Annotated in this window: 9 protein-coding genes and 2 pseudogenes; 6 read left to right on the top strand and 5 right to left on the bottom strand. The window is 73.9% G+C overall.

Annotated elements, in window-relative coordinates:
* Positions 1 to 6 precede the first annotated feature (6 nt).
* Entirely contained in the window at positions 7 to 1,155 is a 1,149-nt protein-coding gene (locus OHQ87_RS04460) for a DUF58 domain-containing protein (protein WP_328345201.1), read from the top strand.
* Positions 1,149 to 3,524 carry a DUF3488 and transglutaminase-like domain-containing protein gene (locus OHQ87_RS04455; RefSeq protein WP_328345199.1) on the top strand — a complete coding sequence of 792 codons (2,376 nt, stop codon included), beginning with the start codon at positions 1,149 to 1,151 and terminating at the stop codon, positions 3,522 to 3,524. Before OHQ87_RS04460 ends, OHQ87_RS04455 begins: the two co-directional genes overlap by 7 nt.
* A 184-nt stretch (positions 3,525 to 3,708) precedes the next feature.
* Here OHQ87_RS04455 and OHQ87_RS04450 read toward each other — a convergent pair whose 3' ends face one another.
* Positions 3,709 to 4,524, bottom strand: a complete 816-nt coding sequence (locus tag OHQ87_RS04450; protein ID WP_328345197.1) for an SDR family oxidoreductase — start codon at positions 4,522 to 4,524, stop codon at positions 3,709 to 3,711.
* A gap of 103 nt (positions 4,525 to 4,627) precedes the next feature.
* Positions 4,628 to 5,602: pseudogene (locus OHQ87_RS04445) on the bottom strand (LLM class F420-dependent oxidoreductase); the annotation flags it as partial.
* A gap of 124 nt (positions 5,603 to 5,726) precedes the next feature.
* Here OHQ87_RS04445 and OHQ87_RS04440 point away from each other — a divergent pair.
* Positions 5,727 to 6,002 (top strand): annotated as a pseudogene (locus tag OHQ87_RS04440) (low temperature requirement protein A); the annotation flags it as partial.
* Positions 6,003 to 6,048: 46 nt separating this feature from the next.
* The gene (locus tag OHQ87_RS04435; protein ID WP_328345195.1) at positions 6,049 to 6,900 is read left to right on the top strand and encodes a low temperature requirement protein A; all 852 of its coding nucleotides are present in this window, start codon (positions 6,049 to 6,051) and stop codon (positions 6,898 to 6,900) included.
* Between the two features lie 44 nt (positions 6,901 to 6,944).
* Here OHQ87_RS04435 and OHQ87_RS04430 read toward each other — a convergent pair whose 3' ends face one another.
* Positions 6,945 to 7,778 (bottom strand): maleylpyruvate isomerase N-terminal domain-containing protein, encoded by an 834-nt coding sequence (locus tag OHQ87_RS04430; RefSeq protein ID WP_328345193.1) that lies wholly within the window; start codon positions 7,776 to 7,778, stop codon positions 6,945 to 6,947.
* 78 nt (positions 7,779 to 7,856) lie between these two features.
* On the opposite strand from OHQ87_RS04430, the gene OHQ87_RS04425 reads away from it, so the two are divergent.
* Positions 7,857 to 8,309 (top strand): YbhB/YbcL family Raf kinase inhibitor-like protein, encoded by a 453-nt coding sequence (locus OHQ87_RS04425; RefSeq protein WP_328345191.1) that lies wholly within the window; start codon positions 7,857 to 7,859, stop codon positions 8,307 to 8,309.
* Here OHQ87_RS04425 and OHQ87_RS04420 read toward each other — a convergent pair.
* A complete protein-coding gene (locus tag OHQ87_RS04420; RefSeq protein ID WP_328345189.1) occupies positions 8,306 to 9,193 on the bottom strand; it encodes a phosphatase PAP2 family protein in 888 nt (295 codons plus the stop codon). The genes OHQ87_RS04425 and OHQ87_RS04420 overlap by 4 nt on opposite strands.
* Before the next feature lie 263 nt (positions 9,194 to 9,456).
* Between OHQ87_RS04420 and OHQ87_RS04415 the strand changes: the two genes are divergently transcribed.
* Positions 9,457 to 10,107, top strand: coding sequence for a DUF3159 domain-containing protein (locus OHQ87_RS04415; protein ID WP_328348741.1), 651 nt, complete (start codon positions 9,457 to 9,459; stop codon positions 10,105 to 10,107).
* A gap of 404 nt (positions 10,108 to 10,511) precedes the next feature.
* Here the strand turns inward: OHQ87_RS04415 and OHQ87_RS04410 are convergent, their stop codons facing one another.
* Positions 10,512 to 13,418 carry a glycoside hydrolase family 48 protein gene (locus tag OHQ87_RS04410; RefSeq protein ID WP_328345187.1) on the bottom strand — a complete coding sequence of 969 codons (2,907 nt, stop codon included), beginning with the start codon at positions 13,416 to 13,418 and terminating at the stop codon, positions 10,512 to 10,514.
* Positions 13,419 to 14,094 lie beyond the last annotated feature (676 nt).

The following is a 14,094-nucleotide window of genomic DNA, read 5'->3' as shown; positions in this document are numbered from 1 at the left end:
GCCGCGATGGGGCTCACCGCCCGGGGTGCCGGGTTGCTCGTCGCCGCGTCCGCGTTGCTGGGCGCGGGGCTGCGGTTCGCGTACCCGGAGCTGACCGTGCTGGGGGCGGCGGGCGCGGTGGCGGTCGGGCAGGCGGTGCTGGGCGCGGCCCGCCGCCCCCGGCTGGTGGTGGACCGCGCGGCCGACCCGGACCGGGTGGCGGTGGGCGAGCCCGCCCGGATGACGCTGACGGTCCGCAACGCCGGCCGGCTGCGGGTGACCACCCTGCTGGCCGTGGACCGCTGCGCGGACCGCCCGGTGCCGGTGCCGCTGCTGCGGCTGCGCCCCGGCCGGGACACCACCCTCGGGTACGACGTACCGACCCGTCGGCGTGGGGTGCTACCGGTGGGACCGCTGCGGGTGACCCGCCGCGACCCGCTGGGCCTGTACGCCGCGACCCGCCCGTACGGGCCGGCGACGGTGATCCGGGTGCATCCGCGGGTGTTCCCGTTGACGGCGGTGCCGACCGGGGCGGGGCGCAGTCTGGACGGTCGGGTGGACGGGGTGCCGCATGGGTCGATCACCTTCGACTCGTTACGCGAGTACGTGGTCGGCGACGAGTTGCGCCGGGTGCACTGGCGGACCAGCGCCCGGGTGGGTGAGCTGATGGTGCGGGAGAACGTGGACACCAGCCTGCCCCGGATCGTGGTGCTGTTGGACAACCGGGCCGCCGCCCACCCGGAGCGGGCCGGCGGGGTGGCCGGGTCGTTCGAGTCGGCTTGCGAGGCGGCGGCCTCACTGGTGGTGGCCGCGTTCCGCCAGGACCTGCCGGTGGTGCTGCTGCTCGTGGATCCGGGGGACGACCGGGCCGCCGATCCGCCGCTCGACCGGCTGGCCGCGGTGGCCCTGACCGACTCCGGCTCCGACGGGGTGCTGGGTGCGATGCTGACCCGGCTACGCGGGGACCGGTCCGGTGACACGCTGGTCTTCCTCACCGGCCCCGGTGGCCGCGACGACCTCGGCCGGGTGGGTGCGCTGCGCGGGGCGTACCCGTCGGTGGTGGTGGGGGTGCTCGGTGCGGCCGGGCCGACGTCCGCGGCGGCCGGGCCGGTGGTGCTCGACGCGGTCGACGGCGCGGCGTTCGCCGCCGCGTGGGACGCGGTGCGCCGATGGTGACGGTGACCGACCCGCACGACGGGCCCGGCCGCCGGCCCCGACCGGAGGCCGACAGCGGTGGTCCGGCCGGCGACGGACCGGAACGGGCGGAGGCCGACGGTAGTGGTCCGGCCGAAGCGGGGTGGAACCGGGCGACGGGCCGGATCGCCGGGCGGGTGCTGCGGGCCGCCGTGGTGCCGACGGCGCTTGTCGCCGCCATCGGTCTGACCGGGGTGGTGCTCGGCCGGGTGTACGCCGGCGACCTGCTGACCCGGCTGGTGTGCGGTGCGGCCCTGGGCGCGGTGCTGGTCAGCGTGGCGGCCCGCCGGTTGCCGTCCTGGCTGGTGGCGCCGCTGTCGGTGGCCGCCATGCTCGGGTGGACGGCCTGGTCGGTGCGGCTCGCCGCCGCCCACGCCGGACTGCCGGGCAGCTTCCTCGACGTGGCCGCCGACGCCGCCGGCAACGCGGTACCCCGACTGCTCACCGCGATGATCCCGGTCGAGCCGGCACCGGACACGGTGCTGCTGCCGGTGGTCGCGGCCTGGTTGGCCGGGCTGGGCGGCGCCGAGGTGGCGCTGCGGGCCGGTCGGGTGCTGCTCGGCTTCCTGCCGGCCTCCGCGCTCTACGCCGGGGGCGTCTACGTGGTCGGCCCGAACGCGGCACCGGCGACAGGGGTGTCGGTGGCCTTCGCCGGCCTGGTCGCGGTGGCCCTGGTCGGGGCACGCGCCCCGGGGCCGGACCCGACCGCCGGGCTGGCACCGGCGGTGCGGGCCACCGTCCGGGTCCGGGCGGCGGCGGTCACCGCCGCCGGGGTGGCGGTGGTGGTCGGGGCGGCGGCCCTGCTGGGTCCGGTGCTCGCCGGGCTGGTCGACGAGCGGCCGGTGGACCCGCGTCGCTACGTGCCGCCGCCCCGGGTGGAGTCGCTTGACGAGAACCCGCTGATCCGGATCTCCGGGTGGGCGCTGGACCCGCAGCGCAAGCTGCTGGACGTGTCGACCCGGCCCTCCACCGACGGGCCGACCACCATCCGGCTGGCGGTGCTCAGCGACTACGACGGGGTCACCTGGCGGGTGGGGGCGACCTACCGCACCGCCGGACGGGTCCTGCCGGTCGGGGAGCCGGGATCGGGGACGGTGGACACCGTCCGGCAGGAGATCACCGTGGCCGGGTTGACCGGTCGGCTGCTGCCGGCGGTGGCCACCCCCCGTTCGGTCGACGGCGCCCGGGTGGCGTACGACCCGGAGAGCGGGACGCTGATCCGACCGGAGGGGTTGGTACCGGGGTTGGCGTACACGGTCACCTCGGCACGGGAACGGCCGGACTCGAACCTGCTCGGCACCGCCGACGTACCTGCCGGCGCGGAGGTGGCCCGGGTGTTGCGGGTGGCCGACGGGACACCGGAACCGATGCGCCGGCTCGCCGCCCAACTCGCCGAGGAGAACGGCGCCCCGTACGCGCGGGCGGCGGCGGTGGAGCAGTTCCTCGCCGAGCACTACCGGCTGGTGGCGGACGCCCCGAGCGGGCACGCGTACCCGAATCTGGAGTTCTTCCTGTTCGGGCCGCGTAACGGCGGCGGTCAGCGGGGCACCTCCGAGCAGTTCGCCGCCGCCTTCGCGGTGCTGGGCCGGTTGGTCGGCCTACCCACCCGGGTGGTGGTGGGGTTCACCTCCCGGGGGGACGGGCCGGTCCGGGCCGCCGACGCGTACGCCTGGCCGGAGGTGCTCTTCGCCGGGGTGGGGTGGGTGCCGTTCGATCCGCTGCCCCGGCCGGACAGCGCGCCCCGCCCGGTGGAGGAGGACTTCCGACCGGCCCCGCAGAGCCCACCACCGTCGGAGGTGCCCGAGCCGACCCTGACCCCACCGACCACCCCACCGGCGGCGGCCGGGCCGGTGCGGAACGGTGACGGCCGGGACGGGTCGACGCCGGCGCTGGTGGTCGGCGGCGTGGGGGTGCTGCTGCTGGCCGGGATGACGGTGGGGGCGCTGGTCGGGCGGCGCCGGGCGCAGACCCGGGCCCGGTTGACCCGGGGCGATCCGGCAACCCGGGTGTTCGGCGCGTGGCGGCACGTCACGGACGCGCTACGACTGTCGGGGCGACCGGTCGGCGGGCAGCTCTCCGCCACCGAGGTGGCCGAACAGGCCCGGCGTGCCCTCGCCGAGGACTCCGGACGCGCCGGGGACTCCGGACGCGCCGGGGACGAGGTGCCGCTGACGGAGTTGGCCGGGCTGCTCAACCAGGCGGCCTTCGCCCCCGGCACGCTGACCGACGCCCAGGCCGATCGGGCCCGGGGTATCGCCGAGGGCTATGCGGCAGCCCTGCGGGCGGCCCGGCCCCGCTGGCGGCGGCTGCTCTGGTCGGTACGCCCCGGCCCGCTGCGCTGGCCCCGCTGACGCTCCCACCGACCGACACCCGCCGATCGCCACCCGACATCCGGCAACCCGCGGAGGGTGGACAGCGGGGCCGGCAGGCAGCGGGCAGCGGCAGGCAGCAGGCAGCGGCAGGCAGCAGGCAGCGGGCAGCGGCAGGCAGCGGGCAGCGGCGTCGACCCCGGCGGGCGGCGGGCGTGGGCGACGGCTACGGGGAGGGCGACGGCGGGCTGGCGGCGCGCAGCCGGCGGACCAGTTTGCGCAGGCCGGCCTGCCACCCGTCCGGGTCCTCGGCGCGGCGTAGCGCGTACCCGGCGACCTCCGGGTGGGGCAGGATGAGGAAGCGCTCCTCGGCCAGCCCGGCCACCGCCGCGTCGGCCACCTGGTCGCCGGTGAGCACCGCGCCGGAGGCGGCGATCACCCGGGCGGCCAGGTGGCCGGTGGCGAGCCCGTCGGCGAGCATCGGGGTGTCCACCCCCTGCGGGCAGAGCGCGCTGACCCGGATGCCCTGGTCCCGGTAGGTGATCGCCAGCCACTCGGCCAACCCGACCGCCGCGTGCTTGGTGGCGGTGTACGGGGCGTCGCCGACCGCGGTCAGCACCCCGGCCGCCGAGCAGGTGTGCATCAGGTAGCCGCCGCCCCGGGCCAGCATTCCGGGCAGCACGGCGCGGGCGGCGTACACGTGGGCCAGCACGTTGACCCGCCAGGCCCGGTCCCAGTCGGCGTCGGGGGCCTCGATGCCGACGCCGGTGGCCACGCCCGCGTTGGCGCAGAACAGGTCGATCCGGCCGTACCGTCGCTCGGTGTCGGCCACCAGGTCGCGGACCTGGCCCTCGTCGGCGGCGTCGACGGCGACCCCCCGGGCGACCGGGCCGACGGCCTCGGCCACCGCGGCGGTCGCCGCGGCGTCCAGGTCGGCCAGGACGACGGCGGCGGCACCCTCGGCGGCGAAGCGGCGGGCCAGCGCCGACCCGATGCCACCGGCTCCTCCGGTGATCACCACCACCCGGTCGGTCAGGTTCATCTCAACCCCGTTCCGCCGGCTGCCCGGCCGGCCCGCTGCCCGGAGCCGGCGGCGCTTCCGGCGCCGGCAGCGGGCCGGTCCGGCCTCCCGGGGTCGACGGTGGACCCAGCCGGGCGATCAGCTCGCCCAATGCGGCGGCCCCACCGGCAGCCAGTTCCGGAGTGGGCAGCAGGGCGAGCACCGGCACGTCCACCCCGGCGTCGGCGTAGCGGCGGACCTGGTCGCGGCAGTGTTCGGGCGAGCCGTGCAGGATCAGCGCGTCGACCACGTCGTCCGGCACGGCCGCGGCGGCGGCCCGCCGGTCACCGGCCGCCCAGGCCGCCCAGACTCCGCCGAGCGCCGACTCCCGCCCCAGCCAGCGGTGGAACTCCGCGTACGCGGGGACGGTGAGGTAGCTGGTGATCAACCGGCGACCGAGGGCGCGGGCGTGGTCGACGTCCTCGGTGGGGCAGACGAAGATCCGGGCGACCACGTCGAAGTCCGGGCCGCGACCGCCCAGCTCGGCCAGCGCCCTGGGGACGTCGGCGGCGGCCAGCCAGTTGAGGATCACCCCGTCGGCCTCGGCGGCGGCCAGCCGCAGCATCCCCGGGCGCAGCGCGGCGAGCAGCACCGGCGGTGGGCTGGCCGGCGGGCGTTCCAGGGTGAACCGGCGGACCTGGAAGGTGTCGAACGCCCCGTCGACCGTCTCGCCCCGCAGCGCCGGCCTGAGGAACCGCAGCAGGTCGCGGGTACGCCGGAACGGCTCGGTGTACGGCACCGCGTTCCAGTCCCCCACCACCACCGGCGAGGACGCGCCGATGCCCAACGCGAACCGGCCCGGGGCGGCCTCGGCCAGCGCCGCCGCGCTCATCGCCAGCAGGCCCGGCCCCCGGGTGAAGGCGGGGGTGATCGCGGTGCCCAGCCGCAGGTCGGGCTGCCAGGCGGCGGCCAGCGCCAGCGGGGTGAACGCGTCGGTGCCGTTGACCTCCGACGACCACAGGTCGGTGAAGCCGGCCCGCGCCAGGGCCGCGTAGCAGGCGGCGTGCGCGGCGAGCGGGACGCCGGCCAGCGGCACCGTGAAGCCCCATCGGTTCGTCATCCGGTCGATCGTGCCCGCTCACCCCCGACGGAACAAGGGTGGATTGTCGCGTTGACCGTCGCCGGGCCCGGCCGGGGTGTTACGAACCCCTGGTGGGCCGGGCCGACGGTGGACGCCGACGATCATGACGAGCGGCGACCAGGCCGCTCCGCTGCGGCGTACCGAATCGACCCAGCGGGCGACCTTCCTGGAGCTCTTCTTCGACCTGGTGTACGTCTTCGCGCTCACCCGCATCTCGTTCCGTGCCTTCGAGGACCTGGCCCTGGAGCCGGGCGGCGCGACCGGCTGGTCACCGATCACCGGGGGCGGCAAGACGCTGCTGCTGATCCTCGCGCTCTGGGCGGTGTGGCAGAGCACCGCGTGGACCACCAGCCGTTACGACCCGCACCACGGCTGGCTCCAGTTCGTGGTGATCAGCGCCCTGGTCTGCAGCATGGTGATGGGGGGTGGCCATCCCCCGCGCGTTCACCTCCACCGGGGTCGCCTTCGCGGTGGCGTACGTGGCGGCGCAGGTGTCCCGCCCGGGGCTGCTGCTACTGGCCCTCGGCCGGCACGAGTACCGGCGGATCAAGCTGCGCATGCTGATCACCTACTGTGCCACCGGGGTGCTCTGGCTGACCGGCGCGTTCCTGCCCACCACCGCCCGGGTGGTGCTCTGGGCGTCGGCGCTGGGCGTCGAATACCTGGCCGCCCGGTTCGGGTGGCCGGTGCCGGGGCTCGGCCGGTCGACGGCGAGCCGCTGGGACGTCGCCGGGGAACACCTGGCCGAGCGGTACCAGCAGTTCTTCCTGGTCGCCTTGGGCGAGACGATCCTGGTGGGCGGGTTGGCGTACAGCACGGGACCGTTCGACCCGGCCCGTACCGGCGCGTTCGCGGTGGCGTTGCTGACCTCGGTGCTGCTGTGGCGGATCTACGTGCAGCGGGCCGGGCAGATCCTCGCCGAGGCGGTGGTGCGGTCGAGGCACCCGTCGAACACCGGCCGGTCGGCGGCCGACACCCACCTGGTGATGGTGGTGGGGCTGGTCGGCACGGCGATCGGCTACGAGTTGACCATCGAGCACCCGCTCGCCGTCCCCGAGGATGCCTGGGTGGTGATGGTGGTGGGTGGGCCGGGGCTCTTCCTGCTCGGCCGGGCCCGGTTCGAGTACGAGGTGTTCGGCCGGGTGTCGCCGTCCCGGTGGATCGCCGTGGGCGTCCTGGTGGTGCTGCTTCCACTGCTGTTGCACGTACCGCCGCTGGGCTCCGCCACCGACTTCGCCCATGATCGGGTAGCGATTATGGACACGACACGCCGATGAATCACTCCAGAATCCTTACCCGATCATGAAGCCCACCCCTTCGCTCAACCGCCGAAGGACAGCCAGCGGACGGCAGCCGCCACCACCGCCCGTTCCCGGCCGGCGAGCGGGGCACGGCCGGTGGCCTTGCGGATCAGGGTGAGCCTGTCCCAGCCGAGCCCGGCCGGGACAGGCCGGCCTCCGGTGAGCAGATCGGCGATCACCTGGGCGGCGGTGGGCGTGAGCCACGGCTCGCGGTTCAGGGCCACCGCCAGGTCCAACCCGTGCACACCGACCTCCACCACCCGGGTCACCAGGAACTCGGGCAGGCTCATCGGGTCACCGTGCCGGGTACGGACGACCCGGTCGGCGGGCTGCACCGCCACGGCCGCGTCGGTGGCCCGCCAGGCAGCGGTGAAGGCCGCCGCGGTCGTCAACGGGGTCTCCGGCTCGGGCAAGTCGACGCTTGTCAACGACATCCTGTACACCGCCACGTCGGCAGGCAACCGGGCATCGTCCGCCATGTCCGGACCGGTGGGAGGCCCGGGCAGTCGAGGGGCCTCACCTGGTCCGGCCAGTTCGGGGAGGTCGCGGGCCGCCCGACGGGCGCTGTCGATCCGGGCCGCGTCGACCTGCGGGGTGAACTTGGCGGCACCGAAGTAGCCGGCGGCGTCGACCTCGGCGCGGGGCGGCGCGGGCGCGGCCAGCATGTCGACCAGGCGACCGGCACCGGTACGGACGTGGGCGACCAGGTCCCGCACCGCCCAGGGTGGGCAGGGCGTGGGCCGGTCGAGGTCCGTGACGGCCAGCGTACGCAGGATCGTGTCCAGTTGGGCACACTCGTCGCGGAACGCCGTGCTTACCGCCTCGATGCCGCCCGCCGACCGTGCTGCGCCCATGGTCGTAGCCTCGCATCCGGTTTCGTCGACGTGCGCCCGGGTACCCGCGCCGGGTCGAGGAGAGGGGGCGGTCGCCAGATGGCCGGGTTGATGCTGCGCAGCACCGCGTTCACCGATCACGACCTGCTGCCGGGGCGGTTCGCCCGGGACGGCGGCAACGTGTCACCGCCGTTGCAGTGGTCCGACGTGCCGTCGACGGCGACCGAACTGCTACTGCTGGTGGAGGACCCGGACGCCGGGCGCAGCCCGTTCCTGCACTGGCTGGTCACCGGCATCTCCCCCACCTCGGACGGGGTGGCCGAGGGCACCCTGCCCGGGGGTGCTCGGGCGTGGCCCAACGGCTTCGGGACGACGGGCTGGGCCGGGCCGCACCCGCCGCAGGGCGAGGAGGCGCACCGGTACTTCTTCCGGCTGTACGCGTTGGACCGTCCGCTGGACCTGACCGACGAGCCGCAGGCGGCCGACGTGCACGCGGCGCTCGCCGGCCGGCAACTGGCCAGCGGCACCATGGTGGGGACGTACCGGCGTTAGCCCTTCCAGCGGGGCACCAGGCGGTGCACGGAGAGCAGCACCAGCGCCGCCACCACCCCCATGGTGCCGGCGATGCCGGCGGCGCTGCCCGCGTACCCGATGAACAGGGTGCGGCGGCCCAGCTCGTCCACCGGCACCTGCTGCTGGTCGAGCAGGCCGGACAGGGCCAGCCCGCAGCCGAGGACGGCGAGCAGACCGCCGACGCCGAGCACGGTGGCGGCCACCTTGTGCGCGTCGTCCGGGGCCACCTGCGCCTGCTCGTGCTGGAAGATCAGCAGGAGCAGACCGGCCAGCGCCGCCCAGACCCCGACGACCAGGAACGCGGCGATCGCGTCGCTGGGCCGGTGCCAGCCGGCGGAGAGGGTGGCCACCCCGGCGACCGCCGCGTACGCGACGCCGAGGAACGCGCCGACGACGCGCACCTTGGCCGGCAGCACCAGGATCAGCGCCAGCGCCACCGAGGCGGCGATGGTGGTGTGTCCACTGGGCAGGCTGTTGCCGACCCCGTCGCGCTGCGGGTCGATGCCCAGTGCCGGCCGGTCGATGACGTACTTGAGCACCTGGGTGGTGACGTTCGCCCCGGCGATCACCAGGGTGGCCGAGATGGCGAGCGCCTTGCGGCCCCTGATCAGGGCGATGAAGAAGATCACCACGGTGGCGGCCAGCAGGGAGACCACAGACATGGCGTTGAGGATCCGACTGACCAGCCCGTCGATGCGGTCCTGACCGATCCGGTTGCCGGTCAACGCGACCGTGTCGAGCCACTGCCCGGTGCCGGTGTGCACGGCGAAGCGCCACACCAGCAGCAGAGCGGCCGCCTGGACCAACGCCAGTACGACCAACCAGACCGCGGTCCAACCCCTTGCCGTCGCTCGCACCCGCACACCGTAGCGGCAAGCCCGGCCCGTCGCGCGCGGGGCCACCGATCCGGTGCGGATACTTGGCATCCGGACCACGGGAGGTGACGGTGACCGGCACACCGCAGCACGGAAGACCGGCCCAGGACCGGGCGGCCCAGGACCGGGCGGCACCGGACCGGGCGGCACCGGACCGGGCGACACCGGACCGCGCGGCACCGGACCGACCAGTAGCGGACCAGCAGGCAGCGGACCGGGCCGCACGGGAACCGTCGACCCCGCAGCCGGAGCTGCCGGACCCGTCGGCACCGGAGCCGGTGGAGTCGTTGGCCGGTCTGCTCGGTGGGCGGGGTGGCACGGTCGACGCGACCCTGCCGCCGGTGGCGTTCACGATCGGCTGGCTGGCGACCGGACGCTCGGTCGTCGGCGGGGTGGCCGCAGCCGTGCTGGTCGGCACGGCGGTGGCGCTGTGGCGGTGGCGGCGCGGGGACCGTCCCCGGGCGGTGCTGATCGGGCTGCTGGCGGTCTGCCTGGCCGCGGTGGTGGCGCTGCGCACCGGCCGGGCGGTCGACTTCTTCGCGGTGCAGGTCTTCTCGAACCTGGCCAGCGCGCTGGTCTGGGTGGTCAGCATCGTGGTACGCCGACCGCTGCTCGGGGTGGTCGTCGGGGCGGCCCTGCGGCAGCGGGGGCGGTGGCGACGCGACCCGGCGCTGCTGCGGGCGTACGGGCGGGGCAGCTGGGTGTGGGCGGCCACGTACGCCGTGCGGGTGGCGGTGTTCCTGCCGCTGTGGCTGGGCGGGCAGGTGCTCGCGTTGACCGTGGCCCGGGTCGCGCTGACCTGGCCGCTGGTGGCGGCGGCGCTGACGGTGAGCTGGGTGGTGATCCGCCGCTCGCTGCCGGCCGGTCATCCGGGGCTGCGCCACCCGGTGGAGCCGGGGTGAGGTGCGGGGTGGAGCCCCGTCAGAGCCGGCGTGGGACCGGGTGAGGTGCGGGGCCGGCCGGTGCTCCGGCGGAGTCGCGGTGAGCGACCGGTGCCCCGGCAGACCGGGGGCGGGAACGTTAATGGAGAGGCCGCCACGGGGGGAGCGGCCTCTCCGATCAACACGGTACTCCGTCATACGGCGTCGCGTTATCCCGCGCGCCCTCTTTTTTCGCGGCTTTCCCATCGTGGCAGGGAAGAGGGATGGTGGGGTGGGCCGACCGATCCGCTGCGTCGGCCAGATGATCGACCCACCCCCGGCCTGACCGTGGGAATCAGGCCGCCCGCCGACCGGGCTGTCCGCTCCCCCGGGCCCGGTCGGCCTCCGGGTGGGCAGCGCCGCGCCACCCACCCGGCAGGGTCAACTCAGCCGTTCGGGAACAGCATCCCGTAGTCCGCGTACGCCATGGCGATGTCGGACTGGGCCCAGAACCGGTGGTAGTTGAACGTCGGCTCGGGGCCGCCCTTGAGGTACGCGTCGACCTTCGGCCAGTCCGGGTCGTTCTTGTAGAACGACCGGATGTCCAGGAAGCTCTTGCCGGCGGCGATGGTGTCACCGTTGGGCATCTTCCCGGTCCAGCCCGGCGGCACGTAGAGGCCCTGGCCGTCGGTGGCGTTGTAGACGTCGTCGAAGCGCTTGTAGTCGCCGCGCGTCTCCGTCGTCGAGACACCCTTGCTGTCGCTGGCCGCCGAGAGCGCGTCCAGCAGACCCTTGGCGGTGGTCTTCGCCTGCGTGTTGCCCGACTTCGCCGCGTACGCGATCAGGGTCCGGGCGAAGGAGCCGGTGACGCCGACGTCCTGGCCCTTGGAGCTGACCTCGACGTGCAGGCCGGTGTTGGTCGCCGGGCTGCTCGGGTTCCAGTTGGCGGGCTGGCCAGTCCACTTCAGCTCGGACGGGACCGCCCAGTTGGTGCCCAGCGTGGTGTTGGCGATCGCCCAGGGCACCCACTTGTCGAGCAGGGCCTTGGCCTTGGTGTTGCCGGTCTCCAGGTAGAGCTCGGCGATGCGCTGCATCGACCAGACCTGCATGCCGAACCACTGGTTCGACGGCGGGTCGTTGTAGACCGGGTCGACGTCGTAGAACATGCCGTAGAAGGTGGCGGTGCCGGCCGGCGGCTGGGCGTAGCTACCGTCCCAGCTGTTGGTGGCGCCACCGGCGATGCCGCCCTCGGCGGACTGGAGCCAGGTGTAGAACTCCAGCTGCCGGTCGAGGCTCTTCTGCCAGTCCGCGACCGCGGTCGGGGACTTCGGCTTCAGCTCGTTCACGTTGGTCATCGCCCAGGCCGCGAACGGGTTCTGGTAACCGAAGTGGCTGTGGCTGGAACCGATCCGCCAGGACCAGCCCGCGCTGGCGTCGTACGCGCCGCCCCAGGCGTAGTACCAGGACAGCAGGTAGTGTGCCGAGTCCTTGCCGGTGCCGGCGGGGCAGGTGCTGGCCCCGACGCAGTTGCCGATCTTCTTGAAGTACTTGTCGTACATCGCGTACCGCAGGTAGTCGCCCATCTTGGCGGCCTTGGCCACGGTGGCCGCGACGTCGGCCTGCTTGCCCTGCGCCTTGGCCCAGGTCTGCGCCCAGTACGCGGCCTGGATGGCGCGGGCGTCGGCGTCCGGGGCGTTGGTGTACTTCCACTGCTTGGCCGGGGCACCCGAGTCCTTGACGAACAGGTCGAGGTAGCCGTACTGGCCGCCGTGCTTGAAGGTGTCGCAGGACGGCTGCGGGACGGTCTCCCAGACCGACTCCTGGGTGCCGCGCTGGAAGGTGTTGATGTAGGCCGGCTTGGTGGTGCCGTCGCCGCAGCGACCGAAGCCGTAGGTGTTGTCGACGTCCATCAGCCAGTGCATGCCGTAGATGTCGCCGGTGCCGTAGGTGGACTGCAGCTCCGAGCGCAGCGGGTCCTGACCGACGGAGATGTTCGGGTTCAGCGCCGACGGGTACTGGCTGGGCAGGTTGTACTCGGCGGCGTACTGCGGGGTGCCGGCGACGCCCGCGGTGGGCTGGTCGGCGTGCGACGGGATGATGTACTTCTCCATCACCGTCCAGGCGTTGTTGAACGGCGCCCAGTTCTGGGTCACCCGGCCGTAGTAGGCCTCCAGCCACAGCCAGTAGCTGAACGCCTCCGAGGTGGTCTCGTGGCCGTGGTCGGGCGCCTCGACGATCAGCGTCTCGATCGAGTGGTACGGCACGCCCTCGGGGCTGAAGTAGCCCGAGTTCTTGATCTTGCCGTACTGGTCGAGGAACTTCGCGACGTAGGCGTTGTCCCCACCGGGGGTGTCGTTGTCGATCTCGGTGGCGGTGACCACCACCGAGGCGACTCCGGTGCCGGCCGCGGTGATGGTGGCGGCGCCACCGGCGGTGTCGGCGTCCTCCGCCGCGGAGACCGTGACGGCGACCCCGGTGTTCCAGTTGCTCGGGGTCAGCGTGACGGTGGACGGCGAGACCGTGATGTCGGTGTCACCGGCGCGGGTGAGGGTGACCGGCACGTTGCCCGAGGGCGCGGCGCTCAGCTTGAGGTTGAAGGTGGTGCTGCCACCCTCGTTGACGCTCACCGTGGACGGCGTGGCGACCAGCACCGGTCCGGTGGCGGCACCGACGGTGAACGACTTCTCCGACACGCCGATGCCGTTGGCGTTGTCGTACGCCTTGGCCTGGACCGTGTAGCTGCCAGCCGGCAGCGAGGTCAGCGTGTACGCGTACGGCGCAGAGGTGTCGGTGTTGACCAGCAGGCCGTTGCGGTAGAACTCGACCTTGCTGATCGTCCCGTCCGGGTCGCTCGCGGTGGCGGTCAGCGGCACGTCGGCCGGCGCGGTGAACGGGCCGGACGGCACGCCGAGGGAGACCGTCGGCGGCTGGTTGGCCGGCGTGCCGTTGCACGGGGTGCCGTTGAGGGTGAACGCGGTCGGCTTCGGGTTGCTGCCCGAGTAGGAGCCGTTGAAGCCGATGGTGGTGGAGGCCCCGGTGGCGAGGCTGCCGTTGTAGGACTCGTTGGTCGCGGTGACCTCGCTGCCGCTCTGGCTCCACTTCGCCGACCAGCCCTGGGTGACCCGCTGGCTGCTGTTCGGGAAGGTCCACTTGAGCGACCAGCTGCTGAGCGCGTCACCCATGTTCTTGATGGTGACGTTCGCGGTGAAGCCGCTGCCCCAGTCGTTGGTGGCGTAGACCACGTCGCAGGCCGGCGCGGCCTGGGCCGCGCTGGCCGGCAGGCCCACCCCGCCGATGGCGAGTGCGGTGGCGGCGAGCATCGCCGTACGGCGACGTCTTGCCATGAGTCTCATGTGCGCGGTGTCTCCTCGGACCGGGCCGGGGCTGCGGGCCCCGGCGGAGGCACCTCCACGCGCGGGAACAGGGGTGCGCGGGGGGACGGAGGCGCCGGAATGGTGGTCGGTCCGGCCGGTGGGCCGGGGCAGGACGGGGTACGGCCACTCGATCGGCCGTGCCGTTCCTTCGGGTGCCGTCCGGGAGACCCGGATGCCCTCGGCGACCCATCTTCCGCGCGTGTCTGGCTCCGCTGCGTTGATTCGACAGTCTGCCATGGAAGCGCTCCCACGACAACTGCCAGTATCGAAACGCAGGTCGATGTTTCGATCTCGTTTAGGGGCTTTCACAAAGCCGTGACGGGCGTTACAGTCGCAGCATCGCCGATGGGAGCGCTTCCATCGACGGAGATGCAACAAGAGAAGGTCAGAACCGTGGTCGCCCGACCACGGGGTTCAGCCCGAACGGCTGACGACGGGCCAGCCCGGACACCGTCGCCAGCCGAAAACCCACCATCATGGAGGGAGGTGGAACCAGAGCCACTCGCGTGGCCCGGCTCCCGCGCGACACGCACGGCCGGACGCCAATTCGAGCGTGCGTGTGTGCAACACAGGTGGGGACGGGGGTTGCCCTCCCCCGTCCCCACACTAAACCCCCGTACTCGACGGGAAAAGAGGCCGACGGGTCAGGCGTGCG

Source organism: Micromonospora sp. NBC_00421 (assembly GCF_036017915.1).
In the GTDB taxonomy this organism is placed as follows: domain Bacteria; phylum Actinomycetota; class Actinomycetes; order Mycobacteriales; family Micromonosporaceae; genus Micromonospora.
Note: the sequence above shows the minus strand (reverse complement) of the source record. Positions and strands in the feature narration are given on the sequence as shown.